Here is a 24,745-nt window from a genome sequence, read left to right as displayed (position 1 = left end):
ATTCATACGCGACATGTTGACACAAGGAGACAGGGTTGTCTACAATCCCTCAAGGAGACCGATCTGTCTCTTTCTTTGCAATTTCCTTGAGGCTTCTTTTATGAACACGACAACAGCGGCTTCCGCACAACAGCCCTCCGTCATCTATGATCTAGTCACGATAGGTTCCGGTTCGGCGGCTAGAGCCGCAGCGAACGAAGCACGTAGGCTCGACAAAACAGTCGCCATGATCGAACAGGGGTTGGCAGGAGGGACCTGTCTCAATGTAGGATGCGTTCCTTCAAAGACGTTGCTTGCGGCGGCTTCTGCTCGCATGTCTGCTGCGCATGGGAAGTTCCCAGGTATAGCGACCTCGGCCGGGCCTGTCGACTTGTCTTTGCTTGTCAGAGATAAAGATCAAATGATCGGGCACTTCCGGCAGTCTTTCCATGTACAAGCACCCAAGGATGCAGGTATTGCGGTATTTCGCGGCAAGGCGACCTTTGTAGCGTCAGATGAGCCAGATATCGTAGCGCTCGTCGTCGCGGACTCAGACGGAAACACAAACCTGGTGTACGCCAAGCAGGTACTGATCGCCAGTGGGGCAGCGCCATTCATTCCTTCCATTCCTGGCCTCAGTGAGGTGGACTTTCTCACTTCCGGCTCGGCCATGTCCCTTGAGCAGGTGCCTGAGTCCATGCTGGTCGTCGGCGGCAATGCGATCGGTCTGGAGCAAGGTCAATTGTTCGCTCGACTGGGCAGCAAGGTTGAAGTGGTCGAGATAGCTCCTCGAATTGCACCGTTCGAGGATCCCGCGATTTCTGCGGCACTGGAGCAGGCGCTGTCAGCGGAGGGCATCATGTTCCATACTGGCGCCAATCTGACAAACGTCGTACCACACGAGAGCGGGGTGCTTGCAACTGTCGTCGCCGAAGGACGTACTCAGCAAATTTTCGCCCATAAGATTCTCATAGCGACGGGGCGCCGTCCGGCAACTGAAGGACTCAACTTGGATGCTGTCAATGTGTCCAGGGGCGATCGAGGCGAAATAATTGTGGACGAACATCTGCGAACCTCAAATCCTCGCATCTGGGCAGCGGGCGATGTCACTGGTATGGCTCAATTAGTGTATGTCGCTAGTGCGCAGGGGACCGTGGCCGCGAGCAATGCTCTGGGCAACGAGCCTCGGTCCCTAGACTACACCGCCTTGCCCCGCGTCATTTTCACGTCGCCCGAGATGGCTGCTGTCGGCATGACTCCTATGCAGGCTGAGGCGGCCCAAATTGCCTATGATGTTCGTGAAATTCCGGTTTCCTTTGTTCTACGTGCTATTGTAAGTCGTCACGACAAAGGGATAATCAAGATGATATCCGAGCGTGAGACAGGAAGGATTCTGGGTATTCATATGGTAGGCGAATCTGCTGGAGAGGTTATTGCAGCTGCAACCTATATTATCTCCGCAGGACTTACGGTTGACCAACTTGCAAAACAGTGGTCTCCGTACTTCACTATGGCGGAGTCGCTTAAAAACGTAGCAAGCAGTGCGCCAACTTTGGAAGATTCGGCTAATGGCTAAATCTTATTATTACTATGCGCTTAAATTTCAAGGGATCGTTTCAGGGTAAAGTTTCCTGATGTGAGCATGTTTGAGTTTTTTGCTATGGCGGGATCGCTCAATGGGCTTCCCGCCTTTTTTGTGGTGAATCATTAAAGAATTTGCCGATCTTGAATATATGCATAAAAACTCAGGGGGTGCCGTTCAGTCTGTTGACGAGAAAGATAGGATTCTTTTACTGAGAAATTCCCGTCAGAACTTCAATTTATCTTCTCTAAATTTGAAAGGTTGTCAGGCAATTCATGCGCGATGAGTAGACACGCTGGCCTGCTTCAGTGCCCCCGAGTACTGCGACCAGAAGGAAAGGGGTTATTCGTTTCATAGTTCGATTTCCTGCTGTGGGCTACTGCTTCGCAGCCGCCGTCACCGCCGAGGACGCGCTTAAGGCCAAGGCCATTTCCTGGGTCATGGTGGGCGGTCTCGCGGGCGCCATCATCGGGCCGCAGTTGGTGATCTTCACGCGCGATGCGGTAGCGGGCACGCCCTACGTTGGCAGCTTCCTCAGCCAGGCGCTGCTGCCGCTGATCGCCTTGCCGATCCTGCTGATGCTGCGCACGCCGAGCCAGACCCAGGCCGAAGCAGTCGCCGATAGCGGTCGGACGGTGCTGCAGCTCTTGGCGATGCCGCGCTATCTGCTGGCCGTGGCTGCGGGCGTGGTGTCCTATGGGGTGATGGCGTTCGTGATGACGGCCGCGCCGGTGGCGATGGTCAACCACGGGCATTCGGTGGACAACGCCGCCCTAGGAATACAGTGGCACCTGCTGGCGATGTTCGGGCCGAGCTTTTTCACAGGACGACTGATGGTGCGCTACGGCAAGGAGCGCGTGACCGCCGTCGGCATGGTGCTGCTCGCCGCCTCCGGGGTGGTGGCCCTGGGCGGGCTCGGCCTGTCCCACTTCTGGGGCTCGCTGGCGCTGCTGGGCATCGGCTGGAACTTCAGCTTCATCGGCGCGACGGCGATGGTCACCGATTGCCACACCCCGGCCGAGCGCAGCAAGGCGCAGGGCATGAACGATTTCTTCGTCTTCGCCGCCACGGCGGCCGTGTCGTTCCTCGCGGGATCGATCCTGCACAGCTCGGGCTGGCAGGCGGTCAACTGGATGATCTTCCCGGCCCTGGCGCTGATCCTGGTGCCGCTGCTGTGGCAGGCCGCGCGAAAGCCGGCGCTGCCAGCTCCGGTCTGATCGGAGCGGTGCAAGAGGCGCTCCGCGCAGTGGGTCGCCTCGGCCGCTACAGCACCTGCTTCCACTGGCGCAGCCTCGACAGCGCGTCGTCGTAGGCGGTGGAGGTGAAGAACTGGATCTTGCGCCCGAGGGTCTTCATCGGGCTCAACGCGGGATCGAAAAGCGAGGCGTTCGAATGGTGCGCCACGCAGTCGAGCACCCGGTCCTGTCCCTCCGTGAGCATGGCTTCCAGCTCGCGAAGGTCTCTGCCCGCGAAACGGCGCTGGAAGCCGGCAGAAAGACGCTCGGCCCGCTGCGCCATCGCACTCGGCGAGTAAAAGGACGCCGAAGGTCCAGGCGTCCGATCATGCGCGAACTGCAGGATCATCGTGTTCCAGACGATGACGTCCACCAGGACCATCGCAGCGTTGGTATGCAGGCGCGGCTCCTGCCAGATCATGGCCGTGTGCCGGTAGTGGCTGGCGGGAATGGTGGCAGCTTCTACCCCGAGCTTTCGGTGGCTGGCGCGAACCTTGTCAAGGAGTTCCTGCTTCGTGGTTGGTAGTTTCATTCGGGATTTCTATTTCATCGAGACAAGGCTCGATAACCGGCGTGTCAGATATTCATCAAGTCACCAGCGCAATTACCTTGGATTGAGGAAAAGCGCTTGCCTCACCGCTGCGCTGGCGGCGCCGAGGGCTTGTGCATGATGAAGCGGGACATGTCGGTGATTTCCTGTTTGCGGATTTACGTTACTGCTGAAGCTGCTTCTGCATGGTGTTGTGGTTGTAGTAGTCGCTGGCATAGACAATCTTTCCGTTCGAAACACGGAAGAAGCTCGCGCCGAAATAACTGATGGTCGAACTGGAGGGCGACGTCCCGCCATTGCTGTTCTTGGTGGCGGTGAATTCCCACTCGATCGCCACACCATCGCCGGAGGCAACCGGCTGCGAACGGATTTTCATTTTTCGGTCGGGCAGGATTTTCATCAGAAACTGCGAGACTTCGGTAATGGCTTGAGGCCCAGTGCGGGACGCTTCATTGCTGGTATTGAAATAGACGACGTTGGAATCGAGCACTTTTTCCATCGCGTCGGTTCGCCCGCCATTCCAGGCGTCAAGGTATTGCTGGACCACCTTCACGTTCTCTGGCTCATCTGCCGCCTGCGACGTGACGCTATAGGCGAGTGAAACCAGCCCGAGGAATATCGCTCCCAAAGCCTGCACCGGACGGCAGCGCAAGCCGTCTGAAGAACGAAGGGGCCTGAATGACAGGGCGTGCTGCATGTTGTTCATGGTCGAAATACTCCAAAAGGTGTTGAAAAAAATCCCGCTCGCACGGGCGTGGTGGAAAATCGCATGTCGCGCGCAACGAAGCACAGGCCGTCGGCAATTGCTCTTTTGTCAAATACATAGAATCATCCTATGTATAAGGCCTGAGTTGCTACAATCGAGGTCCGATGGGCTCCCGTCTCTACGTCATTTGAGAACCGCGATGAATAACCGCTTCACACTCCCACAGGCGCCGCGGCGTTCGCTCGTCGATTCGACGATTGAGCTGATCCGCGGCCAGATCGAGGGAGGCGCCTGGAAGGTCGGCGAGCGCATCCCCAGGGAGCAGGAACTGGCCGAGATGCTGGAGGTTGGCCGCAACACGGTGCGGGAAGCCATTCGCGTGCTCTCGCACGGCCAGGTCCTGGAAGTCCGCCAGGGTGATGGCACCTACGTGCGAACCAATATCGATCCGGCCGAGGTCATGCGCCGTGTCGGGCGTTCCGGCTTGCGAGAGCACTTCGCGTTGCGCTGCATGCTGGAAACCGAGGCGGCCAGGTTGGCCGCGGTGCATCGGTCCAAGGCGGACGTTGGGCTGCTGCGCCGACTGTTGAAGGCCCGCGGCGAGCAGGAGCAACACGCATCGAGCGCGGCCTTTGCCGAGGCCGATACGGCTTTCCACTGCGCGATCGCCGGGATGTGCGGCAACGGCGCGCTGGCTGAGCTGTACCGCTACTTCGCGAACTCGGTCCGCATGAACACGCTGACTGCGCTGAAGGACAAGGAACTGCCCGAGCCGGGTCTCGCGACCCATGAGGCGATCGTGGATGCTATCGAGCGCCAGGATGGAGAAGCAGCTGCGGCGGCTGTGCGGAACGTGGTCGCTCCGCTGATTGCGGCACTTGAGAAATCGGGTTGATCCGAGCGCGACTCCCGCGCTGGCAATGCCGCTTTCCATCGAGCAGCCGGTCGCCGGCCCCGTTGATCGGAACGCGGGTTGTTTCCCGGAGAGCACGCGGTAGCCGGTCCTCATGGATAGGCCCTTGGTGCGCTACAGCGACCGGACGGTGCTGTTCATATCGAATCTTCGACGCGACCACCCGCCAGGACATACCGGGCCAGCGCCTCGGCATCGGCGTGGGTGGCCCGGGTGGACTGCGGTGTACCGAAAGCCTGGACGAGCTTTGGCAGCATGGCCTCCAACTGGGCTCGCTTATCCGAATCCGGTTCGACGTGGATGAGCGCGAGCAATGTGCCGCCAAGCGTCTCCTTGTGAGTCTTCAGCCAGACGCCGCGCTGAGCGCGATCGTCGAGAGTCTCTTCTGGCCCTCCCGCGACGTAGATAAGCACGAAGGGCTTTCCGCAGGCGACGAGTTCATCCATTTCCGCGCACCAGGCGCTGCTGTATCCGTTGTAGATGCTTGCGCCGTCGAAGCGGACGATGGGGAAATCGCTGGTGTCGTGAACTTTCGGTTGCTGGGACATGATCCTGGACTCTCGCTATTAACGTCCTAACATCCTACCTTTGTTGAGAATTACTTGCAACTGAAATGGGCATGGGCACACCGCCGTGCAGCGCCAAGTGACGGGCGAAATAAGGGCTTGACCTTCCAACAATGGGAGGCCCTACAGTGAACCCATCAACCTCATTCAAGGAGTTTTTTCATGAAGGTCAACAAGTTCAGCCTCTTGTTCATTGCGGGCGCCGTCGTGGTCGCCGCCGGCCTGATGGCCGTCCAGAAGAAGGTGGTCGTCCCGTCGGGTGAAGCGATGCAGGCCAGTGCGGGCGGAGGTCACCAAGGGCACGCGATGCCCTCCAGCGCCTCGGCCAATGACAGTCCTTCCACGACCGCGTATCGCGCCGTGAACGACCAGATGCACGCCGGGATGGGAGCGCAGTTCACTGGCAACGCCGACGTCGATTTCATGCGTGGCATGATCCCGCACCACCAGGGCGCGATCGACATGGCCAAGGTGGCGCTGCAGTACGGCAAGGACCCGGAGGTTCACAAGCTGGCCCAGGAGGTCATCACCGTGCAGGAAGGCGAGATCGCCATGATGAACAAGTGGCTGGGCGACAACGGCCAGCAGGCGGCGGCCGGCAGCTCGGGCGATGCCTCGACGGCCGCCTACCGTGCCGGCAACGACCGCATGCATGCGGACATGATGATCGACTTCAGCGGCGACGCCGATGTGGACTTCATGCGCGGCATGATCCCGCACCACCAGGGTGCGATCGACATGGCCAAGGTGGCGCTGCAGTACGGCAAGAACCCGGAGGTCCGCAAGTTGGCTCAGGAGGTCATCTCCGCGCAGGAAGGCGAGATCGCCATGATGAAGAGTTGGCTTGTCGCTCGGGGCAAGTGAAGGCACGACCATGAACCAAGCCAACACCCCGCGCATCCTCATCTATAGCACTCCAACTTGCCCGGACTGCCGGGCACTAAAGGAGTGGTTGTCCCAGCAGGGCATCGCGTTTGAAGAGCGCGACCTGACCGACCCGAAGATTTCCGCGGAGGCCAAGTCACGAACCGGCGTGCGCGTGGCCCCGATCACGATCGTCGGCGACGAGGTCTTCTATGGCACCTTCGCGAGCCAGAAGCCGAGGCTGATGAAGGCGCTCGGTCTTCAGTGAGCCGCTGAAGGAAGACCGTGGTCACGGGCGGAGTCGCCGGTGCGGACCCCGGTCGGACCCTGTAAGCGCTGTTGTGGACGCGTCTGCACGCAAAGCTCAAGACCGTGAGGCATTCTTCGCCGACGACGCTCGGCGCTTTCGCCTGCGGTCGTTGACATCACGAGAGGAATTTTTATGCGATCGACATCATCAGCCACCTCCCTGCACGTCGCCATTTCCGAGGGCATCACAGTCGCCAACGACCTGCCGTTCGTGCTGTTCGGCGGCATCAACGTCATCGAGGATCTCGATACGACCCTGGCTGCGGCTGAGCACTTCGCGGAGGTGACGCGCAAGCTGGGGATACCCTTCGTTTTCAAGGCGTCGTTCGACAAGGCCAATCGCTCGTCGATCCATTCTTTCCGAGGTGTCGGCCTGGAGGAAGGGCTGCGGGTCCTCGATGCGGTCAAGTCGCGGTTCGGATGCCCAGTCTTGACCGACGTGCATGAGGTTGAGCAGGCCATGCAGGTCGCTGCCGTTGCCGACGTACTGCAAGTTCCGGCCTTCCTGGCCCGGCAGACCGATCTGGTGGCCGCCATTGCCCGCACCGGTCGGGTAGTGAATGTCAAGAAGCCGCAGTTCCTCAGCCCGGGCCAGATCAGGCATGTCGTCCACAAACTGCACGAGGCTGGCAACCCGCGCGTCCTGCTGTGCGAGCGTGGCACGCAGTTCGGCTACGACAATCTCGTCGTGGACATGTTGGGCTTCCGCGAAATGAGCGTTGCCAGCAGTGGCCTGCCACTGGTGTTCGACGTAACCCATAGCCTGCAGCGGCGAGAAGCGGATGCGTTGGCTTCGGGTGGGCGTCGCCAACAGTTGCCCGAACTCGCGCGGGCCGGCATGGCGGTCGGCATTGGCGGTTTGTTCCTCGAAGCACACGCCGACCCGGCGCATGCACGTTGTGACGGACCCAGCGCTCTGCCACTGGACACGCTCGAACCGCTGCTGCGGCAGGTCAAGGCGGTGGACCAACTCGTCAAGTCGTTCGAGCCTCTTCGGATCGACTGAAGCCTGCCACCCGTTCAAACAGAACGTGTGGCACTTCCCCTCTTAGTCGGCTATTTGAGCGACAGATAAGGATTGTTCGGTGGAACGGCATCGAATATGTGCGATGGGTCTTCGAGCAAATAGCCATGCACCTGGCGCGTTTTGCGCGGTCCCATGACCTCGCACGTCCTGATGTTCAGACCCGATGGCTGTTTCCTGTGGAGTCCGAGTTTTTCAAAGCGCTTCTGCACCCACTGCCAGTCCTGCAGGGCCGCGTCCTTCGCAAGCGGCCCAATGGTTGGATGCTCTTGTGCGTAGCGCTGGAAAACACCAGGGCTGATCAGGTAAACCGTGTCGGACACGGTATGTACCAGGGCCTTGGCGTCATTGATGATGAGCTTGCGGGTCTGGACGGCCTGTTTCAGCCAGGCCATGAAATGCTCGCCCGATGGCCGCCCGGTAAATGAGGCGAAATCGTGCGGCGCAGGCGCGGCGGTCGGCGCCGAAGGACCTGGGGCCGATGCGGGAGGGTCGAGCGGCACCGCTGCATCGTCGGCACCCTCTGGCGGGGCTTCGACGGACTGCTCCGGCTCAGGCGTTGTCTCGAACATCGCCAGCATGCTTTCCAGTGGGTCGGCCGGATTGCGCTGCGTGCTGGGAGGTATGGCGTGACTTCCGCCCGACTGATCTGGACGGCTGCTTGCTGCGGGCTCCTTCTCCGTTGCCACCGCTGCTCCAGGTAGCAATGCAGCGTCGGGTGCGGACGGGCGCGGCCCGTCCTCGGCCTCGCCGGCGTTGTCCACGGTCACGGTTCCCGCAAATGGGCTGGGTCGCTCCGAGGGCTCCCAGATCAGCGCCGGGGCCAGGCGCAGGAGCGTGAAGGCATGGGACCAGCCACTCTCACTGGTAATAGTTGCGCGCCAGATGGCCTTGCCGGAGGCGGTGGGCTGCAACATGGCATGATCCTGTAGCACGTTGAACACGGCCGTGTTGTTCGCGGGGATGCCATCGACCCCCTGGGACAGCAGGTGCGCGCGCAGCTTGTCCGAGACTGTCTTGCTCACCAGCCACAGCGCGTCCTCGGTGAGCCAGCCATCGGAGGCCTCCGGCTGGTTCAGTTTCAGCTCTTCCTTGAGCAGGTAGCGCAGCCCGTTGACCAGCTTGCGTTGGAGCGAGTGCTTGGGCGCGGCCATGGCGCGCGCGGGATCGCCGCCCAGCTCCTGGGCGACGGAGGCGCGGTCGGCCTGCACGACAAGCTCGCCCAGAACCCCGGCGTGCTCGTACTGCCCAGCCAAGACGTAGAGCAGCGGCGCCCACAAGGATGGATAGCCACTGAGCCAGTCCAGCAGATCGCGATTGAGCAATTGCTGGTACAGCAAGCCTGTCGCGGCGCTATGAAGCCGGTACTCGCGGTCGTCGCGGTAGCGGAAGCGGTACGGTTGGCGCAGCGGGCCGTGCCATGGGTGCCAGGTGCTGCCGTCGGCCAGCTCGACGTGCAGATCGACGGCCACCTTGCCGATGTCATGGAGCAGTGCGGCATAGGCGACGGCCGCAGTCCAGGCTTCGGCCTGCGCCGCCTGGTCTTCGGGGCTGGCCCCGATGGGCAGCAGATGGGACTGCCGCAGCTTTAGGCTGTAGGCGACGATTTCGAGGCCATGGTCGAGCATGCCGCCCGGGTAGGCATGGTGATGCGCTTCGGAAGCCGGGAAGGCCTGGACCAGCTCGGCGTAGCGCTCCAGCGGCGCGCGGTACAGGGAGGCGAACTGCTTGCGCGAAAGCGAGGTGCGCTGCCAGATGTGTTCCAGCAGCTTCTGCCGGCGCGGGGTGGCGAGCAACGATGCGGCCGACTCCGGCCGCATCAACCCTTTCGGGAGGTCGGTGGCGGGTGCTGGCGACGGCGCGGCAGCGACCGGGGGCCGTTTTCGCTGGAACAGGGAGAGCATGTCGGTGTCCTGATGGCGGGCCGGGCGGGAGGCCTTTTGGCCTTTTCAAGGTAGGGCCTTTCCCCTTGCACCCCATTCCCTTGCCGTTTCGACCCTTTGGCCTTTAACCGTTTCGGTATAGCGGGGCCTGGGCTGCGGCTCCAGCGTCAATGCGGAACCCGCACGAATGGATTAGACGGCGACCTGGCGCTGGGCCCCGGCCTATGCTGCCGGGGCGCTACACCGCCAGGTAGGCTCCCACCCGGGCGACTAAGTTGACAAATGCGACAAAGGAGACTAGAGTGAATCCTGTCTCAAACCTACCTGGGAGCTGACCATGCCCACTGCGATCGAATTCATTGCCGACCGGCTGCCGCGAGTCACGGTGGAGGATGTGCGACGCTTCGCCGATACCGTCGAAATCCGGGATGCACCGGCGTTCGCGGCTGAGTTGCAGGCGTTCATCCACGAGCGCGTGGAGGCGGTGACGCTGCCCGCCAACCTGGAAGGTGAAACGGTGGCGCAGGCCTTGCAGCGCAAGGCGGCCGCGTTGCGCTCCGACACGCGCTGGACACCGGCTGAAACCGATGTCCAGCGAGGCCGCGCCTTGCTGCTGGAAGCCTTCAACCAGCCGGACAACCTGCCGCCTGCCGAGTTCGCCAAGCTGGCGGACAAGTCGCGCCAGCAAATCTACAAGGACATCCTCGCCCGTCGGCTGCTGGCGCTGAACGTGGGGCCGCGCGGCCAGAAGCTGCCCGACTGGCAGCTCGACCCGGTGAAGCAGCAGTTGACCCAAACCGTGCTCCAGGAGGTCGAGGGCATCGACCACTGGACGATCTACCGCGCGCTGTCCGAACCCCTCGAAGGCCTGGGTGGTCGCTCGCCCGTGGATGCGGTGACGCATGGCACGATCGATGACGTGGCCGAGGCCGTGTTCAACGTGCTGGGCGTCCAGGTGCATTGAAGCGAGACCGCCATGAGCCACGAGCTGCCTTCGTTCCTGATCGATGCCGGTGAACTGCTCCAGCATGTGAGCCGCGTCGTCTATCGGGGCAGCCCGCTGTACTATGGCCGCAGCAGCACGAATCGCTACGATGACCCAGCGGGGGCCTACGGCGTGCTCTACCTGGGGCGCGACCTGCCCACGGCGCTGATGGAGTCGGTGTTTCACAAGCACCAGTGGCTTGCGGACACGCAACGCTCGATCGCGCTGAAAGAAGTCCAAGCCCGGATGGTGCGCGCAGTAGGCGTGATGGACGACGTGTTTCTGGCCGATCTCACGGCGCAGGGCGTCATAGCGGGCTACTTCGGCCTGAACCTGGAGCAGTTGGCCAGCCGCGACTACACGCACACACAGCGGGTGTCCGCCCAGGTGCATGCGATGCTCGGAGATGATGGCCAGGCGCTGTTCGACGGGGTGCTCTATCCGTCGCGCAACAACTATCCCGCCAAGAGCATCGCCCTGTTCGAGCGTGCGGGAGCGAAGGTTGGCGTCATCGAGGACATCGACCTGGTGGACCATGTGGACTGGCCGCGTTTCGTTGTTACCTACCGCATCGGCGTTGAACCCGACCCCGGCCCGGTGGGGCCGGATGACGAAGCGTCCTGAAGCAGCAAGAAAACACATTGAAGCCGCAAACCGAATGAAGTGGAGCAAACTGGAATAGGCATTCCTCAACAGCAGGAGACGACCATGAACACGACGACCCGCACCAGCACCGCAGAACGCCTCGGCCGCGCCTTTGGCCGCGGATGGCGTGCCTATGCGCGACGCGAACGGCGGGCGTCGAACTGGTTGGTGTCCAAGGGCATGCCGCGAGCTGGCGCTACCGCGCTCGTGTGGGTAGCCAAGCTGGCTGTACTGGGGGTGCTGCTCTACGTTGCGTTTTGGTTTGCACTCGTGATGCTGGGCGTTGCGGCGGCGGGATGGGCTGCTGCTGCAAATACTTCGGATGAGGACGAGTGGCCTTTCACCGACCTCACCGAGCTGCGCAAGACGCCGGGCTACGATCCCAACCTGTACAACGACACGTCGCACGAGTTGTACACCGACGACTGACCGGCCTCGCGCTATTTCAGTTTTCCTCCGGTGAGCGCCCCGGCACCCTTGCCGCCAGCTTGGCCGGCGCTCTTGCTGCCATCGGAAAGTCCCTGGATGACGTGCCCGGCCCGAATCCCAACCCAGGTAAGGCTCGCCAGCCAGAATCCCGGCAGAACCAGGAACATCGTGCCCATGACGAACATCAGGAGCATGTCGCCGAAGGCGTTGTTCAACCCTACCAGCGGGTCAAAGTTGGTGTGCGGCCGGTTCCAGCCAAAGCCCCAGCCATAAAGCGCGTCCAGAATCGTTGAATCGATCCAGCGTGCGAGCTGGAACCAGAAGTCCGTGAAGAACAGCGCGAACTGCACGACGCTGACGGTGACGACCGTCTTCAGGTCGTAGGTGCCCACAACCAGCACGAGCGGGATGCAGATGACCAGCGCCATCTTCAGTAAGGCGAGGATCATGGGCAGGGATTGGCGCACGACATCCATGGCAGGAAACGCGGCAATCGCGCCGACTGCCATCCCCACGTCGCCCGTGGCGCGCGTCACGATGTTCGGCAGGGTCTTGTCGATCTGGCCGCCGTAGTCCGTATAGACGCTGCCCTGGTTCAGTTTCTGCTGCCGCGGTGACGCGATGGCGCGGATCACCGAATCGTCCACCTCGGCCCGGCTGAGGAACCCGGCCCAGCCCGCCAGGCGATTCAGCAGGGTCGGGTCCACTTGCCCCAGCAGCCGCGCGCGCAGGCCGTTGCTGCCGTCTGACCACCACTGCCTGCAGGTCGGGTAGCCGCCACCATTGGCAACCTGCGCGAGGCCTGCATCGCGGGTGTCGTCATAGGGCCATGCCTCGCGCGCCGTGCTGGAGCGGTAGCTGTCGTAGTAGCCACCCGTGTCCGTGAAAAAGCGCGAGCCGATCCAGGTTACGTCGTGCATCTGCTGCTCATCGAGATCCGGGCGCTGCATGAACAATTTGGCCCGCGCAGGCCCATAGCAATCCCGCGAGAAGTCCGCGACCTCCTGAGCCAGTACCGGGTCGTCAATGCGGGTCGCGTCGATCTCCATCCTCATCTGCCGCAGGTCCGTACCGCACGGGATCGCCGCTACCGAGGCGCTCGTGACGGCGCGCGAGAGCGCGTGCATGAAAGCCCACCAGACCGGCACCTTCGCCGACTGGTTGTTGATGGTGCTGAAGGACTGCGACCAGCCGGTTTCCGTGGGCTGCGGCACGCTGACCTGGCACTGCGCCGAGCGCGAGCTGTCGTACTGGATGGTGCTGAGGTCCACGTCGATGAACGGAATGCCCGCGAACATCACCACCACGATCGCGACGAACACCCGGTTCTCGATACGGGCGGCACTCAGAACGCCTTTGTTGCCCTCGTCAGCGCCTTCCGCGCGGGCCTTCAGCCACTCCTGCACGACGATGGCGACGAAAGGCAGCGCGAACACCCCGCTGGACACCAGCACGGCCCAGATACCGTTGTTGACGATCCAGGACACGAGGGTGAGGTAGTACTCCAGATAGTCGGTCGTGAAGAGCGTCATGGCCCCGATCTCCCCTCAAGCGGCCTGCATCAACAGGCTGGCTTCCAGCGCGACGATGGCGACGACGCCGGCGACCTCGGTACGGATCAGCCGGCGCCGCGCCTGCCCATCTGTCCCGCTTTGGTCTTCGCGGGCCAGCACCCGGCGGCGCATCCAGAACCATCCATAGGCCGTTGCCGCGTACACGCACAGCCGCCAGATGAAGAAATACCCTGCGGAGGCCGCCAGCCACCGTTCCCAGCCTGCAACGCTGCCGACCAGGTTGATGCCCGCGACGTTCGCCCCCACTGCGGCGGCAACGATAAGCACCAGCCACAGCAGCGTCTTCGCCGCGCGCCGGCTGAACAACCAGCGCAGCGGCCGCCAGGCCATGCGCGCCGGGCTCATGGCCGACTCCCCGGATTGCCCTTCTGGAGCTGGTCGAGACGGTCCGGCACAGGATCGCCCTCGTAGATGCCGCGCGAACCGGCCGCGCGCGCGCCGTGGCGCTGGATGATCGCCATGGGCGAGTTGTTCGCCAGTTCGCGCCGCAGCTCCAGTTCGGTCTTGAGGTTGCGAATCTCACGGTCGAGCGTGTCGCTCTCGTGGTTCACCGCCTCCACGGCAAGTTCGTTCGCCGCGACGTTGGGCTCCTTCTTGCCCGTGAGCAGCGTGCGCTGCAGCAGCAGCGCTTTCTCCAGCACGGATGCCAGCGCGACCTCGGACGCGAGGCGCTGCGACAGCAGGTGCTGGTCGGGCTCGTCGCGCAGCGCCTCGATCACGCCGCGCGTGATCGGCAGCGACGCACTGCCAGCTTCGCGCAGGTTCTCCGGCGTCGTGTTCTTGGCCTTGGTTACCAGGTCCTGGAGCGCCTGCAGCTTGGCGTCGTACTCCTCCTGGATCAGCGGCGTGAGCCCGACGCCCGGCGTCGTCTCGGTCTTGGTGCAGGCATCGCACGTGCGCTGCTCCTTCTCGCCGAGCACGCGCGTGGCCCACTCGACGGCAGCCTGCGGCGAGGTCCAGGTCTGGCACGAGAGACTGCTGCAACTGGCCGGCGCAATGGACGAGGTGTCGGTCACGCCGCGGCCGTTGACCAGGTTGTAGCCAGCGCGGGTGACATCGCCGACGACCTTGATCGCGGGCTGGCCGGAGCCGCCCGCGTTGCTGCCCCCGACCCACGGCACGCCGTCATTGCCGCGGCGCGTCTCGGCCTGCTCGATGGCCGAGACCGCATCCGTGCTCGACACGGCATCGCGCAGCGCCAGCCCTTCGGCCATCTGGCTCCAGCCGAGTTGGCCGCCCGCCGTTTCGGCCATCTTCTCGGCCATGGCACGGCACGTCAGCTTGCTGCGGTCGAAATCCAGCCGCGCCTGCAGCACGCCATTGGTGAGCAGGTTGTACAGACCGGGATCGGCCCGCTGGATGATCAGTGCGGGCAACGATGCCACCGCACTGGTGGCACTCTGGATCACCGACGACATGATTTGCTGGAAGCCGTTGGTAATGCCGTTAAGTTGGTTCTTCAACGTGGTCTGGATGCTCATGTCGCCGCAGATCAAGTTGCTGTTCCAACCCACGCCGACACCGATGGAGCGCATGCCGGCTGCACGTCCCATCGACACGGCGTTGCCGCCACCGATCGAGTACATGACGTCATCGCCGATGACGCTGCCGCTGGTCTGGTATCCCAGTTGACCCCAGGCCACGCCGCTGCCCAGCGCGAGCGCGCCGGCCAGTGCCAGGACGATCTCCGTGCGACGTACCCGGCGGGAGAACGGATTGAATGCAGGACGGAACTTCATGGCACCCCCTCAGAGGAAATCGACGCTGCCCAGGAACACCTGGCCCCGGCGCTCGCAGCAGGCATACGGCCGCCACAGCGCCCATGCGTAGTCGCCTTGCTGGGCCTGGGTAAGGAAGCCGCTGCGCGGGAAGACCGTGCAGGACGAGGACAGGACGGGCGTGAGTTCTTGCCACTTGCCGGTCGAGGCCTCGCCCTCCATCAGCGCGCCGGCCGGCCAGTAGCCGTCACGGGAGTTGGCAAGCAACGGCTGATAGACGTGGATCTGCCCGCGGCGCGTGACCACATCGCCCGCACGCTGGGCCACCACTGCGCCGGCCTTGAAGTCGTCGGTCTGGTGCAGGAAGCCGCCACGGGGATACACGTTGCCCCAGAGATTCATCGTGGTACGGGCACCGACTTCGCGCCGGCCCGGAATCAGCGCTTCCGGGTAGGCCATCTCGGGCACGTTGTAGCGCCAGGCCAGCGTATCCAGGGTGCTGAGCAAGTACGGCATAAACGCCGTGCCCGCGCCCTCACAGAAGTAGCCTGACGAAGAGACGAACTGGTTGAACACCTCTGCGCCGGGGTGACCGATGACATCCGCGTTCTTGAATTTGGCGAGGCTGTTTTCGTGATCCTCGTTCGTCGTTCCGTCGCCGCCAGCTTGGGCGGACGGGTTGGGCGTGCTCATTGCCTGGACTTCGACCCAGGGGTTTTCTCCGGTATTCGAGTACGACGACACCACTGCATCGGGGATGTAGTGGCGCACCTTGATCGACGTGCGCACGGTGCAGCCCGTCCATGTGCAGTAGAGCCAGTAGCAGATGCCGACGACGCGGTATTCGAGGCAATCGGGCGATGCCACCGAGCCGATGATGGTCGCTGTATTGAGGGCGTAGCTGCCCGTGGCGCTGAGCAGCAGCAACGAAGCCACGCCAGCGCGCAGGCGGCGCATCAGGTCGAATGGTCGGGTCACGGCTGGGTCCTCCGGTGCTGCTCGATGCGCGCGACAGCGCGAGCCACATCCGGCTCGCCATAGACCACATAGCGCCTGTCCACCACCACGGCCGGGAGGCTGGTGATGCCGAGGCTCCATGCGTCGGTAACGCCTTGGTATGCGGAAGCGATGCGTCGCTGCAGATCGGCACCGCCGCCATTCAGCCGGCGCTTGACGATGGCCGTCGCCTGTTCGGGGTCGGTGGGCAGTCCCGCGGAAAGCTCCGCTTCAATCCTGTGGGCTTCGTCCAGCTCGATCAGCCGCTCGCCGCCCATGGTCTTGACCGGGTGGCGGCTGTCGGTGACGACCACCACGTCGGCGGCGAAGGTGGCCGGGCTGAAAACGGCCAGGGCTGCCGGCAGCGCCACGGCCCGGCCGAGGGTTCGCCAGCCCGGCGCGAACCTGGAAAGGGATGCTGTCATGTCGCGTGCCCTTGAAGTTGATCAGAGCAGTAGTCAAACGCGAAGCCGACGCGGCCCCAACAAACAATGCGCATCGCGCACTGCCCGCATACCTGCTTGTCTCGCGCCCATGAAAAAGCGGAGGCCGAAGCCTCCGCGTGGATCAGGGAGCCGATGCCGTCGCTACAGCAGGCCGGATTCCGCGAACGAGTACGGCGTGCCCTGGCCGACGATGAGGTGATCCAGCACCCTCACGTCGATCAGCGACAACGCGGCCCTCAGCGTTTGGGTCAACGCACGGTCCGCGCTCGACGGCTCCGTGCAGCCCGAAGGGTGTTGGTGAGAAAAAATGACCGCTGCCGCATTCAGTTCCAAGGCACGCTGCACGATCGGACGCGCATGCACCGAGGTCGAATGGATCGTGCCTCTGAACATCGGCTCGTAGGCCAGCACCTCGTGCATGCTGTTGAGGAACACGATGGCGAAGACTTCATTGGGCTCGGCGGCCAGTTTCAGGCGCAGGTAGTCCTTGACGGCGGCAGGCCTCTCCAGGGATGGCCCCTTCTTGAAGACCCGCTGCTCCAGCAGCGCGATGGCTTGCCGGATGATCCAGTCATCGGATTGGGACATGGGGGCAAAACGTGGCTCCACGCAGGAGTCGTTGGCGACGAGAGACATGGCGGACCTCCAGAAAGTGAGCGGAGGGCGCCACCCTGGGAGGGCAAGCCCTCCTGGGGATGGAAACAGCGGAACAAGGTGCATCCATCACCGCGCGGCGGTGATTGTTCGCGGCCAGGATGCGAAAGCGAACGGGTAGCGGTCAGCGCGGCGAGCCGCGCCGTAGCCTTCAAGACCGAGGGCTACCTGGGCATGTCGCCGACAACGTCGGCAGGCATTTCGGATGTGGGGGTGGCGGGCGAACCCGGCGCGTCGCTGGCCATTTCCCCGGCCACCAGCAGGTCCATGGCCGAGAGCAAGGCATCGCCCTCGATCGGCCCCTGCAACAGGATGGCCTGGCCCGTCTGGCGATCGAGCAGTCGCAGCGACGGCGTGGCGGTCACGCCGCTCTTGGTGGCTTCCGCGGCCTGCGCGCGGATGGCCACGTTGGGGCGCTCGCTAGCCATGCACTGTTCGATGGCTGACGTTGTTTCGGGGTAACGCAAGCCATCGGGCAAGCCCTGGCCGTCGCTGCGCGTGTGGGCATAGACCCATTCGACCGCCTGCCAGAACGCCGCATGCCCGCCCGCTTCGGCGGCGCACTCGGCCAGACGTGCCTCGGCCGACGCGGCAGGCTCGTGCGCGGCCAGCGGCTGGTGATGCCATTGCAGCGCCACGTCGGTGTTGTTGCCGACCCAGCGCTTGAGCTGCGGGAAATACTCCCGGCAGAACGGGCATTCCAGGTCGGCATAGAGCGTCAGCGTGAAACGGCCTTCCGGGTTGCCCATCTGCCAGGGTGGCCCAGCGACCTGCGCCGTGCTGACCGGCGCGCGCGACGGCGCTGAGGATTCGCCGGGCGTCCGGGACACCAGCCAGATCAGCAGCAGCGCGACCAGCGCAGCAGCCAATACCCAGGGCCAGCGAGGCCGCCAGCGGCGACGGCGGAACGCCTGGACCTGCATCGGAATGGAAGGACGTTTCTGTTCCATGGCGTTCTCCGGTTTACGACAGTTCCAGGGCCGGCGACTCGATGCCGCGGGCCTGGTCGATCTTCTCGGCCACCTTGAAAGCCGCTTCCAGTTCGGTGCAGCCGTACTGCTGCATGAGCTGGTAGCGTTCGGCCTTCTCCTCGGGTTCTGTCTGCGCGAGGGCGAGGTACAGGGACGGCGGCACGGCGCGGAACAGCACTTCCATGCTCTTGGAGAGGATGACGCCTTCGGTGAATTTCCCCGCTTCCTTGCGCGCCGAAAGCATCAGCGCCTTCTGCGCGGGCGAGAGTTCGCGGAACCGCGCGATCTTCTCAACTTCATCGGGCGGCATGCTGAGACAGATCCACCACTCGATCATGTTGAGCATGGGCTCCGCGGCGCGCGGCAGGTCGTCGATGTTCTGCGTCGCGAGCCAGAACCAGGCCCCCAATTTCCTCCACATCTTTGTAATTTTCACGACGTAGGGCGCGAGCAGCGGGTTCTTCGTGATGATGTGGCCTTCGTCGGTGACGTTGATGATCGGGCGTCCCAGGTATTGGTCGCGCTCGGCGATGTTGTTCACCGTGCTGATCAGGCTGATGTAAGCGATGGAGAGCTGCGCGTTGTAGCCCTCGCGGGCGTATGTCGCGAGGTCAACCAAGGTGATGTCGGCTTCGGGCCACGGCGTGCCGTCGCGGTCGAACATTTCGCCGTCCGTGCCTTGACAGAACATGTCCATCGCATCCGCCATCTCCAGCAGCCGCACGCGGCGCATTTCGGGCAGCGTCGGGTCCTGGCCGCGGGCGCGCAACGCGTTGCGCACGTCGCGCGTAAGCACCGTGCGTTTGTCGGCCACGCAGTGCTCGGCGGCGTCGAGGATGCACTGACGGATCAGCGAGCGGTCAGCCCGCGTCATCCGGGCTTCCTCCTTGTCCTCTCCGCCCGTGATCATCAGCCGCGCCGTGATCTCCAGTTCGCCGAGCACGTCGCGCTGCTCGTCCGCCTCCATGGCCGAGGCATCTGGTGGCGGGTCTTCATCCAGCGCGTCGGCGTCGAGCGTCTGCACGTCGCTGGGCGTCTCGATCAGCCGACGCGCGTCTGCGAATGGCGCGAGGCTGATGCCCGAACCTGGGGCCAGCTTGACCCGGTTTACCGTCAGCCCGAGCATGCGTGCGAAGTCGCTGAACAGGCCGAAGCTGTTGCCAGCCTCCACGATGAACAGCCGCGGTCGGTAGATGGCCGTGACCTGATTCAAGAGGTTGTTGAGCGTGGCGCTCTTGCCGGAGCCGGTGGGGCCGAACAGGAACAGATGGGCGTTCATCTGCCGATCCAGGCGGCTGAGCGGGTCGAAGGTGATCGGCCCGCCACCGCGGTTGAACATCGTGATGCCCGGGTGCCCCGTACCTTGAGCGCGGCCCCACACCGGCGACAGGTTCGCCGCGTGCTGAGCGAACATCAGTTGGGTGTACCACTTGCGCCGATCCTGGCCGGGGTTGTAGCAGCATGGCAGCCACCGCAAGTAGCTGTTGAGCGGCGCCACCTCGTCGTCCTCGCGCACCGGCTGCAAGCCAGCATTGAGCATCACGTTCGCCAGGTCCAGGCCGCGCCGGTCCAGTTCCGCTTCGTCGCGTCCGCGCAGGTAGAATGCCAGCGTCCCCCGGTAGAGCTTGTGTGCGCTGCCGATGAGGGAGCGGGCTTCCTGCACGTCCTTCAACGTCTGCTCCGACGCCAGCGTCTCGCCCACGGCCTTCTTCGCCAGGTGGTTGAGATCCGCTTCCAGGACATCCTGCGGCGTGGCGACCATCGTGAGACACAGCAAGGTGTCTTCCGGCATCTGGTCGAACAGCGTGTTGATGGCATCCCCTTTGCGGGTCTCGCCGGTCAGGTGTCCGGTGCCGGGCGGCATGCGCAGCCGGTCGGTGATCAGCACGCGGTGCGGCATGCCGTCGAAATACCAGGTGCCGTGCTCCACGTCGGAGCGTGGCTGGCCGAAGAACAGCCGCTGGCTGAAATCCCGCCCGCTCGCCAGCTCGATTTCGCCGGCCTCGCTTTCTTCGGTGCTGTCGGGGTAGCGCGCCAGCGCGTAGAAGCGCTCCCGGTCCTCTGCACTCGGTCCAAGCATCGCCGGGCGCGGATTGAACCACCGCAGCAGCCAGTCGTGGACGTCGGCTGCGACCATGCGCCGTGCCTGGATGCCGGCGTTCGCCAGGCCGCCGCACAGGCGGTCGCAGACGATGTTCAGCATCTGCTCGGGCGTCTGGCCGCGGCGGCTTGCCTGCCCAGTTGCACGGCGATAGATCACCATGCGCACCCGCCGCGTCTGGCCGCGCCAGCGCAGCCGCGTGACCACCGTGTCCTCGAACAGGCCGCCCGGCTTGGCGACCGCGCGCAGGTGGTGGCCGAAGAAGCGCAAGTAGAACTCGGTGAAAGCGGTGCCGCGGGCACGCGGCTGCACGTAGTCGCGCAGGGTCTGCATGTACTGGTCGAAGCTGGGCTCGTCCTGGGCATAGAGCTGGAGTACCCAGGGGTTTTCGTCCAGCTCATCGAACGAGTCCTGGAGCGCGTTCTCCAAGGCATCGCGGGCATGCGCGAGCCAGCCGGGCTCCCGCCCCTCGGTGCCCAGCGGCACCAGCTCGTAGAAGGCAGCGACCGACTGCCCATCCTCCAGCAGCATGGACTTCGACTGCGGCAAGAACTCCACCCAAGGCAGCAGTTCCGCGAACGACGGCGCGACGTCGTACAGCGCCTGCTCGTCGGCTACCGTCGCCGGCCTGCGGCCCTGGACCGCTGCGCCGGGTTCAGGGACGCCGGCCTGGCGCAAGGCCTCGACGTGGCGCTGCCAGCCGTCCGGCTTCTCTTCGTCGCCGGTGCCGGATGCGGCCAGCTTCGGCCAGGGAAGTTCCCAGCGCATCAATAGTCCTCCAGCCGTTCACCGGGCATGGCGTACTGCACGCGCTGGTACAGGGGGAAGACCGTCGTGTAGCCCGGAACCGGCACGGGGTCCGTGCCCGCCAGGTGCGGGTACACATACATGACGAGATCGGGGTTGGGCAGGCGCTGGAACTGGCGATAAACCTCGTTGCGCGCCGTGCGCGTGTAGCGCATCTGCTCGACGGGCGCAGCCTGCACATCGGCGTCGGTCAGCGGCCGGCGCAGGCTCTGGCGCGCGTCGAGCAACTGCCGGCGCGCGACCTGGCCGGTGCCACTGCCGCCGCCACCCGTTTCCTGCTGCCAGATGTCCATCATGGTGCGGTCGCTATGGGTCAGCAGTTCTTCCTTGCTGGTGGCGCAACCGCTGAGCACGGCGACGGCCGCGGCCAGCGCGAGGCCCTTAATCGAGTTCGAGCGCATGGCTTTCTCCTGCACGGTGATCGACGCGCCGGCCTTCGGGGTCGTGATCGATGGCCAGCGGCTTTTCGAGGTGGACGGCGACCTTGGCGCCTGGCTGCACATAGACGGCGGCGAAAGCCTGTCCGTAGAGCTTGTTGACCCAGGTCGACATGTCCCGGACGCCGCCCGCGAGGATCTGGCCGACTGCTTCCTTGCCGCTGATGCCCACGGTGCCGATGGCGCCGTCCGAGCCGACGTAGGACATGCGGCCGCTGTCGCTCTCGATGAGCGAGGCCACGCCGGCTCCGGCCGCGGTGATCAGAGCTTGCGACCCGAGGTACTGCTGGGCGTTGCTGCGCCGTTCGCCGCTGACGCACGGGATGCCGTGCGGGTCGCTGATCCAGCCCAGGCCGTCGCGCTGCTGGTTGTTCTGCTGGTTGCCTTCGCGGTCTTCGGGAATCGTGCGGATCGTGCCGTCGTTGAAGACGAAGGTGATGCTGCGAACCTGGCCGCGCACGCACGAGAGCGTCCAGTCGCCCGATGCGGTTCCGGAGAACACCGCGCCGGCCACGTCGGGAATGTCGATGCCGTTGGCAGTCAGATTGTCCGGCCCGACCAGCACCTTGAAGGGGTACGGATCGTTCACCGTCCCGTCGATCGGCACGCGCCCAATCAGCGCCGTCATCGCCACGGAGCCCATCAGTGTCGAGTTGGTCGGCACGGTATAGACCGGCTTGGCGCTCTTGACGCCTGCCGCACCTGCGCCGGCGTTCGCCACGGTTTCCGCGGTGGTTTCCAGTGTGCTTTGTGCCGGGCCGAAGCTCGTCGGGAAGCTCATGCCGCTGCCTGCGCCACGACTGCCATTGCGGCCCTCGGCCTTCTTCGCGTCGTCCGGTTCGACCCAGCGCATGCCGCCTTCCATGCCGGCCTCGTCGCCGCCGCGCAGCCCCAGGCCCACCGGCAGATCAGCGTGACCGCCGCCGCGCCCGCCAATGCTGTCCAGGCGCCGCTGCAGGTCGGCGAGCAGCCCCTCGGTCTGCTGGCGCGCGCTGGCCGCCTGTTCCTGGTCGCGGCGCAGGTTGGAGCGCTCGGATTCGAGGGCCGAATTGATGCGCTGATCAATGGAGTTCTCCCGCTGGCGCAGCCGCTGGTTTTCCTCGCGCTGCGACTTGTTGTCGGTCAGCGCGGTCTGAAGCTCGGTGCGCAACTGTTTCACCTGGGCGACGAGCGTTGCCACGGTATCGCGCGGGGTATCGCCTTCGATGCCCAACGCCTTCATTTCCTCGGGCGTGAGCTTGGAGCCAGCATCCGCGGCGGGCGGTGCCGACGTGCTTCCACCGGAGAACAGCCGGATGGCAACGAACAGCACCAGCAAGGCGACCGGGATCATCAGCCACTTGAGCAAGCCGTTACTGCGCATGGCGGGCCTCCTTGCCATCGTCGGCTTCAGCTTCCCGCTGCGGCAGATGCACGGCCGGGTCGAAGCGGTGGATCGCCGGCAGCAGCGATTGCGCGAGGCCGTGCCCGCGCGTCACCAGGTACAGGACGGTCGTGTCCTCGGGCGTCCCGCGCGGTCCGAGCGCTTCGTGCTGGAAGGTGGCGGTGAGGAAATCGCCTTGCAGCACGCGCGGGTCGAGCGTGACCCAGCCGCTGCTGCTGTTGGTCAGGCGCACGGCCGTGACCCACTGGTCTTCCAGACGCCACGACGCGAGCGCGACCGCGCGCACCGGCAGCGTCGGCATCAGCGTGCCGAGGTCGAGGTCACGGCGCAGGTTCACCCGCATGACGCCAGGCAGCGACTCCACAGTGCGCAGCGGCGCGTAGAGGTTCTGCGCGGCGAAGCGCGTCAGGACGACCGGAACCGGGGTTTCGCGCCGGGTCGCCCGCGTACCTGCTTGGTCCTGGGCGCGTGCCGGGGCCTCATCGGCACCGCCTGGCTGATCGCCGTAGCGCGCAGGGGTGCTGCTGCCCTCGACGATGCGCACCGGCTCCAGCTCGGCTTCGCCGTCTTTGGGCGGCTCGGCCGCAATGTCGAGCAGGATCAGCGCGCCCGTGTCGGCGTCCTGCAATTGCAGCCGCGTGGGCTCGATCGGCTCGCTGGCGCGCAGGTACACCGCGCCACCTGCGCTCTGCACGCGCAGGCGTTCGCCCACGCCTGCGGGCACGCCCACGCGGACGTTCCGGTCGATGAACACGATGCGCTCCTGGCCGACCTTCAGCGGCACCGCCAGCGGCATGCGTTCCCACCGCAGAATCTCCACAGCATGGGAGACGGGTGCCGCGGCCACGGCCAGCAGCCCCAGCAGCACGAGTACAGGATGCTTCATGGGGTGTTTCCTCCTTGGGGCGCTTGCGGAGACAGGCCGCCAGGTGCCGGGCGAGTCGGCTCCGGTGCGCTGATGCGCTGGGGCGCGCCGTCGTAGCAGTCCAGCGCCAGGCCGAAGGGGTTGCGGGCGGGATCGACGTCCACCCGCGTGACCTTCACCGGGTAGCGCACGAGCGCGCGCTTGACCTGCTCGGCGCCGTAGTACTCGTCGGCGGTGATGTCGAGCGTCACCACCCAGTCGCGGTCGGAGACCACGCGCACGCGCGCCGTGGGGTCGTCGCCGTAGCCGCGGCCGGGGATCTCATAAATCCCGCGCACGCGCTGGCGCAGCTCGCCCGTGGAACGGCGGTAGTCGTAGTCCGCGCGCAGGAAGGCCTGGCAGGACGGGGTAAGGTACGGCGAGAGCGTGTGGAGGTTGCGCGGATAGTCCTCTTCGCCGTTCGTCGGCCAGCGGTTGAGGGTCTGGAACACGTAGAACGTGAACGCATAGACCGATTCGGGCGGCACTTCCCACCACTTGCGGGTACTGCCCGAGCGCAGGTCGGGCGGGACGTGGATGGTCAGGTCGCGCGGCGCGCTCCACCAGCCACCGCCCATGACCAGGGCGACGATGACCAGCGCACCAGCACCCAGGCGAAGCGTCTTGATGTGCGCCTGCAGGTGGGTGATCTCGTTCTTGAAGCGGCTCATCGTGCCCCCCTTGCAACGGACCTTCGGGTGGACCAGAAGCCGGAGCGCGAGATCAGCACGTGGCCGCCTACCCATCCCGCCATCAGTGGATGGCGCGTGGCGATGCGCCATTGCAGTTGCCGGTACAGCCAGGTGTCGGGGCGCCCGCGCTTGAGCCGGCGCAGGATGCCGCCGCCGATGAAGACGCCCAGGGCCACGCCCAGGACGACGAACGTCGGCGCGATGGCGATCGTGCGGAACACCCAGGACAGCGGCGCGCCGACCAGCAGGCCGGCGGCGCCGGACAGGCCGCAGCAGATCCACAGTTCGTCGGCGGTGAGGCCGCGCACGACAACAGGGTGGCGGTTGAGCCGATGCGGAAGGAACGTGACCGTCCCGTCCGCACGGACGTGCTGCTGCTCGGACATACCGG

General features: G+C 64.5%; 26 protein-coding genes. 9 read left to right on the top strand and 17 right to left on the bottom strand.

The features are described from left to right. Positions 1-100 precede the first annotated feature (100 nt). Together merA and TX24_RS16535 are read left to right on the top strand one after the other, a co-directional pair. Complete coding sequence (merA, locus tag TX24_RS16540; protein ID WP_003821139.1) at positions 101-1,555, top strand: mercury(II) reductase; 1,455 nt, start codon at positions 101-103, stop codon at positions 1,553-1,555. A 377-nt stretch (positions 1,556-1,932) separates the two neighbouring features. After that, positions 1,933-2,778, top strand: a complete 846-nt coding sequence (locus TX24_RS16535; RefSeq protein ID WP_024082530.1) for an MFS transporter — start codon at positions 1,933-1,935, stop codon at positions 2,776-2,778. Between the two features lie 46 nt (positions 2,779-2,824). Here the strand turns inward: TX24_RS16535 and TX24_RS16530 are convergent, their stop codons facing one another. Both TX24_RS16530 and TX24_RS16525 read right to left on the bottom strand, forming a co-directional pair. Then, positions 2,825-3,328, bottom strand: a complete 504-nt coding sequence (locus tag TX24_RS16530; protein ID WP_003821138.1) for a ClbS/DfsB family four-helix bundle protein — start codon at positions 3,326-3,328, stop codon at positions 2,825-2,827. Between the two features lie 181 nt (positions 3,329-3,509). Next, positions 3,510-4,052 carry a nuclear transport factor 2 family protein gene (locus tag TX24_RS16525; protein WP_003821137.1) on the bottom strand — a complete coding sequence of 181 codons (543 nt, stop codon included), beginning with the start codon at positions 4,050-4,052 and terminating at the stop codon, positions 3,510-3,512. Positions 4,053-4,251: 199 nt separating this feature from the next. Here TX24_RS16525 and TX24_RS16520 point away from each other — a divergent pair, with 199 nt between their 5' ends. Beyond that, positions 4,252-4,947, top strand: coding sequence for a FadR/GntR family transcriptional regulator (locus TX24_RS16520; RefSeq protein ID WP_003821135.1), 696 nt, complete (start codon positions 4,252-4,254; stop codon positions 4,945-4,947). A 155-nt stretch (positions 4,948-5,102) separates the two neighbouring features. Here TX24_RS16520 and TX24_RS16515 read toward each other — a convergent pair whose 3' ends face one another. Continuing rightward, complete coding sequence (locus TX24_RS16515; protein ID WP_012614065.1) at positions 5,103-5,513, bottom strand: hypothetical protein; 411 nt, start codon at positions 5,511-5,513, stop codon at positions 5,103-5,105. Between the two features lie 180 nt (positions 5,514-5,693). On the opposite strand from TX24_RS16515, the gene copM reads away from it, so the two are divergent. The 3 genes from copM (at position 5,694) to kdsA (ending at position 7,710) form a co-directional block, all read left to right on the top strand. Then, entirely contained in the window at positions 5,694-6,395 is a 702-nt protein-coding gene (gene copM, locus TX24_RS16510) for a CopM family metallochaperone (RefSeq protein WP_003821133.1), read from the top strand. A 10-nt stretch (positions 6,396-6,405) separates the two neighbouring features. Beyond that, positions 6,406-6,663, top strand: a complete 258-nt coding sequence (locus tag TX24_RS16505; RefSeq protein ID WP_003821132.1) for a glutaredoxin family protein — start codon at positions 6,406-6,408, stop codon at positions 6,661-6,663. A gap of 174 nt (positions 6,664-6,837) precedes the next feature. Further along, entirely contained in the window at positions 6,838-7,710 is an 873-nt protein-coding gene (gene kdsA, locus TX24_RS16500; protein WP_003821131.1) for a 3-deoxy-8-phosphooctulonate synthase, read from the top strand. 50 nt (positions 7,711-7,760) lie between these two features. On the opposite strand, the gene mobH is transcribed toward kdsA, so the two are convergent. Further along, the gene (gene mobH / locus TX24_RS16495; protein WP_003821130.1) at positions 7,761-9,632 is read right to left on the bottom strand and encodes a MobH family relaxase; all 1,872 of its coding nucleotides are present in this window, start codon (positions 9,630-9,632) and stop codon (positions 7,761-7,763) included. A 316-nt stretch (positions 9,633-9,948) separates the two neighbouring features. Here mobH and TX24_RS16490 point away from each other — a divergent pair, with 316 nt between their 5' ends. From TX24_RS16490 to TX24_RS16480, 3 genes are all read left to right on the top strand, one after another. After that, complete coding sequence (locus TX24_RS16490) at positions 9,949-10,575, top strand: integrase (RefSeq protein ID WP_003821129.1); 627 nt, start codon at positions 9,949-9,951, stop codon at positions 10,573-10,575. A gap of 12 nt (positions 10,576-10,587) precedes the next feature. After that, positions 10,588-11,220 carry an RES family NAD+ phosphorylase gene (locus TX24_RS16485; RefSeq protein WP_003821128.1) on the top strand — a complete coding sequence of 211 codons (633 nt, stop codon included), beginning with the start codon at positions 10,588-10,590 and terminating at the stop codon, positions 11,218-11,220. A gap of 84 nt (positions 11,221-11,304) precedes the next feature. Continuing rightward, the gene (locus TX24_RS16480) at positions 11,305-11,670 is read left to right on the top strand and encodes a DUF3742 family protein (protein WP_003821127.1); all 366 of its coding nucleotides are present in this window, start codon (positions 11,305-11,307) and stop codon (positions 11,668-11,670) included. Between the two features lie 11 nt (positions 11,671-11,681). Here TX24_RS16480 and TX24_RS16475 read toward each other — a convergent pair whose 3' ends face one another. The 13 genes from TX24_RS16475 to TX24_RS16415 all read right to left on the bottom strand — a co-directional run bounded on the left by TX24_RS16475 (position 11,682) and on the right by TX24_RS16415 (position 24,740). Further along, positions 11,682-13,202, bottom strand: coding sequence for a conjugal transfer protein TraG N-terminal domain-containing protein (locus TX24_RS16475; RefSeq protein ID WP_003821126.1), 1,521 nt, complete (start codon positions 13,200-13,202; stop codon positions 11,682-11,684). A 15-nt stretch (positions 13,203-13,217) separates the two neighbouring features. Next, entirely contained in the window at positions 13,218-13,589 is a 372-nt protein-coding gene (locus TX24_RS16470) for a hypothetical protein (RefSeq protein WP_003821125.1), read from the bottom strand. Beyond that, positions 13,586-14,983 (bottom strand): integrating conjugative element protein, encoded by a 1,398-nt coding sequence (locus tag TX24_RS16465; RefSeq protein WP_003821123.1) that lies wholly within the window; start codon positions 14,981-14,983, stop codon positions 13,586-13,588. The genes TX24_RS16470 and TX24_RS16465 overlap by 4 nt, the downstream gene beginning before the upstream one ends. A gap of 9 nt (positions 14,984-14,992) precedes the next feature. Continuing rightward, positions 14,993-15,919, bottom strand: a complete 927-nt coding sequence (locus tag TX24_RS16460) for a TIGR03756 family integrating conjugative element protein (RefSeq protein ID WP_186354205.1) — start codon at positions 15,917-15,919, stop codon at positions 14,993-14,995. Between the two features lie 17 nt (positions 15,920-15,936). Next, positions 15,937-16,383 (bottom strand): TIGR03757 family integrating conjugative element protein, encoded by a 447-nt coding sequence (locus TX24_RS16455; protein WP_003821119.1) that lies wholly within the window; start codon positions 16,381-16,383, stop codon positions 15,937-15,939. A gap of 162 nt (positions 16,384-16,545) precedes the next feature. Further along, positions 16,546-17,040 (bottom strand): JAB domain-containing protein, encoded by a 495-nt coding sequence (locus tag TX24_RS16450; protein WP_003821118.1) that lies wholly within the window; start codon positions 17,038-17,040, stop codon positions 16,546-16,548. Positions 17,041-17,222: 182 nt separating this feature from the next. After that, positions 17,223-18,008 (bottom strand): DsbA family protein, encoded by a 786-nt coding sequence (locus tag TX24_RS16445; protein WP_003821117.1) that lies wholly within the window; start codon positions 18,006-18,008, stop codon positions 17,223-17,225. Positions 18,009-18,021: 13 nt separating this feature from the next. Further along, positions 18,022-20,898, bottom strand: a complete 2,877-nt coding sequence (locus tag TX24_RS16440) for a conjugative transfer ATPase (protein WP_003821116.1) — start codon at positions 20,896-20,898, stop codon at positions 18,022-18,024. Next, positions 20,898-21,338 carry a TIGR03751 family conjugal transfer lipoprotein gene (locus tag TX24_RS16435; protein WP_003821115.1) on the bottom strand — a complete coding sequence of 147 codons (441 nt, stop codon included), beginning with the start codon at positions 21,336-21,338 and terminating at the stop codon, positions 20,898-20,900. The genes TX24_RS16440 and TX24_RS16435 overlap by 1 nt, the downstream gene beginning before the upstream one ends. Beyond that, positions 21,319-22,737 carry a TIGR03752 family integrating conjugative element protein gene (locus TX24_RS16430; protein ID WP_003821113.1) on the bottom strand — a complete coding sequence of 473 codons (1,419 nt, stop codon included), beginning with the start codon at positions 22,735-22,737 and terminating at the stop codon, positions 21,319-21,321. Before TX24_RS16430 ends, TX24_RS16435 begins: the two co-directional genes overlap by 20 nt. After that, positions 22,727-23,644, bottom strand: a complete 918-nt coding sequence (locus tag TX24_RS16425) for a TIGR03749 family integrating conjugative element protein (RefSeq protein WP_003821112.1) — start codon at positions 23,642-23,644, stop codon at positions 22,727-22,729. Before TX24_RS16425 ends, TX24_RS16430 begins: the two co-directional genes overlap by 11 nt. Further along, on the bottom strand, positions 23,641-24,333 hold the full coding sequence (locus TX24_RS16420; protein WP_003821110.1) for a PFL_4703 family integrating conjugative element protein: 693 nt from the start codon (positions 24,331-24,333) through the stop codon (positions 23,641-23,643). Before TX24_RS16420 ends, TX24_RS16425 begins: the two co-directional genes overlap by 4 nt. Continuing rightward, entirely contained in the window at positions 24,330-24,740 is a 411-nt protein-coding gene (locus TX24_RS16415) for a TIGR03750 family conjugal transfer protein (RefSeq protein WP_003821108.1), read from the bottom strand. Before TX24_RS16415 ends, TX24_RS16420 begins: the two co-directional genes overlap by 4 nt. Positions 24,741-24,745 lie beyond the last annotated feature (5 nt).

This window comes from Pseudomonas lactis (assembly GCF_001439845.1).
Lineage (GTDB): Bacteria > Pseudomonadota > Gammaproteobacteria > Pseudomonadales > Pseudomonadaceae > Aquipseudomonas > Aquipseudomonas lactis.
The sequence above is the reverse complement of the archived record's forward strand: the minus strand, read 5'-3'. Positions and strand labels throughout refer to the sequence as shown.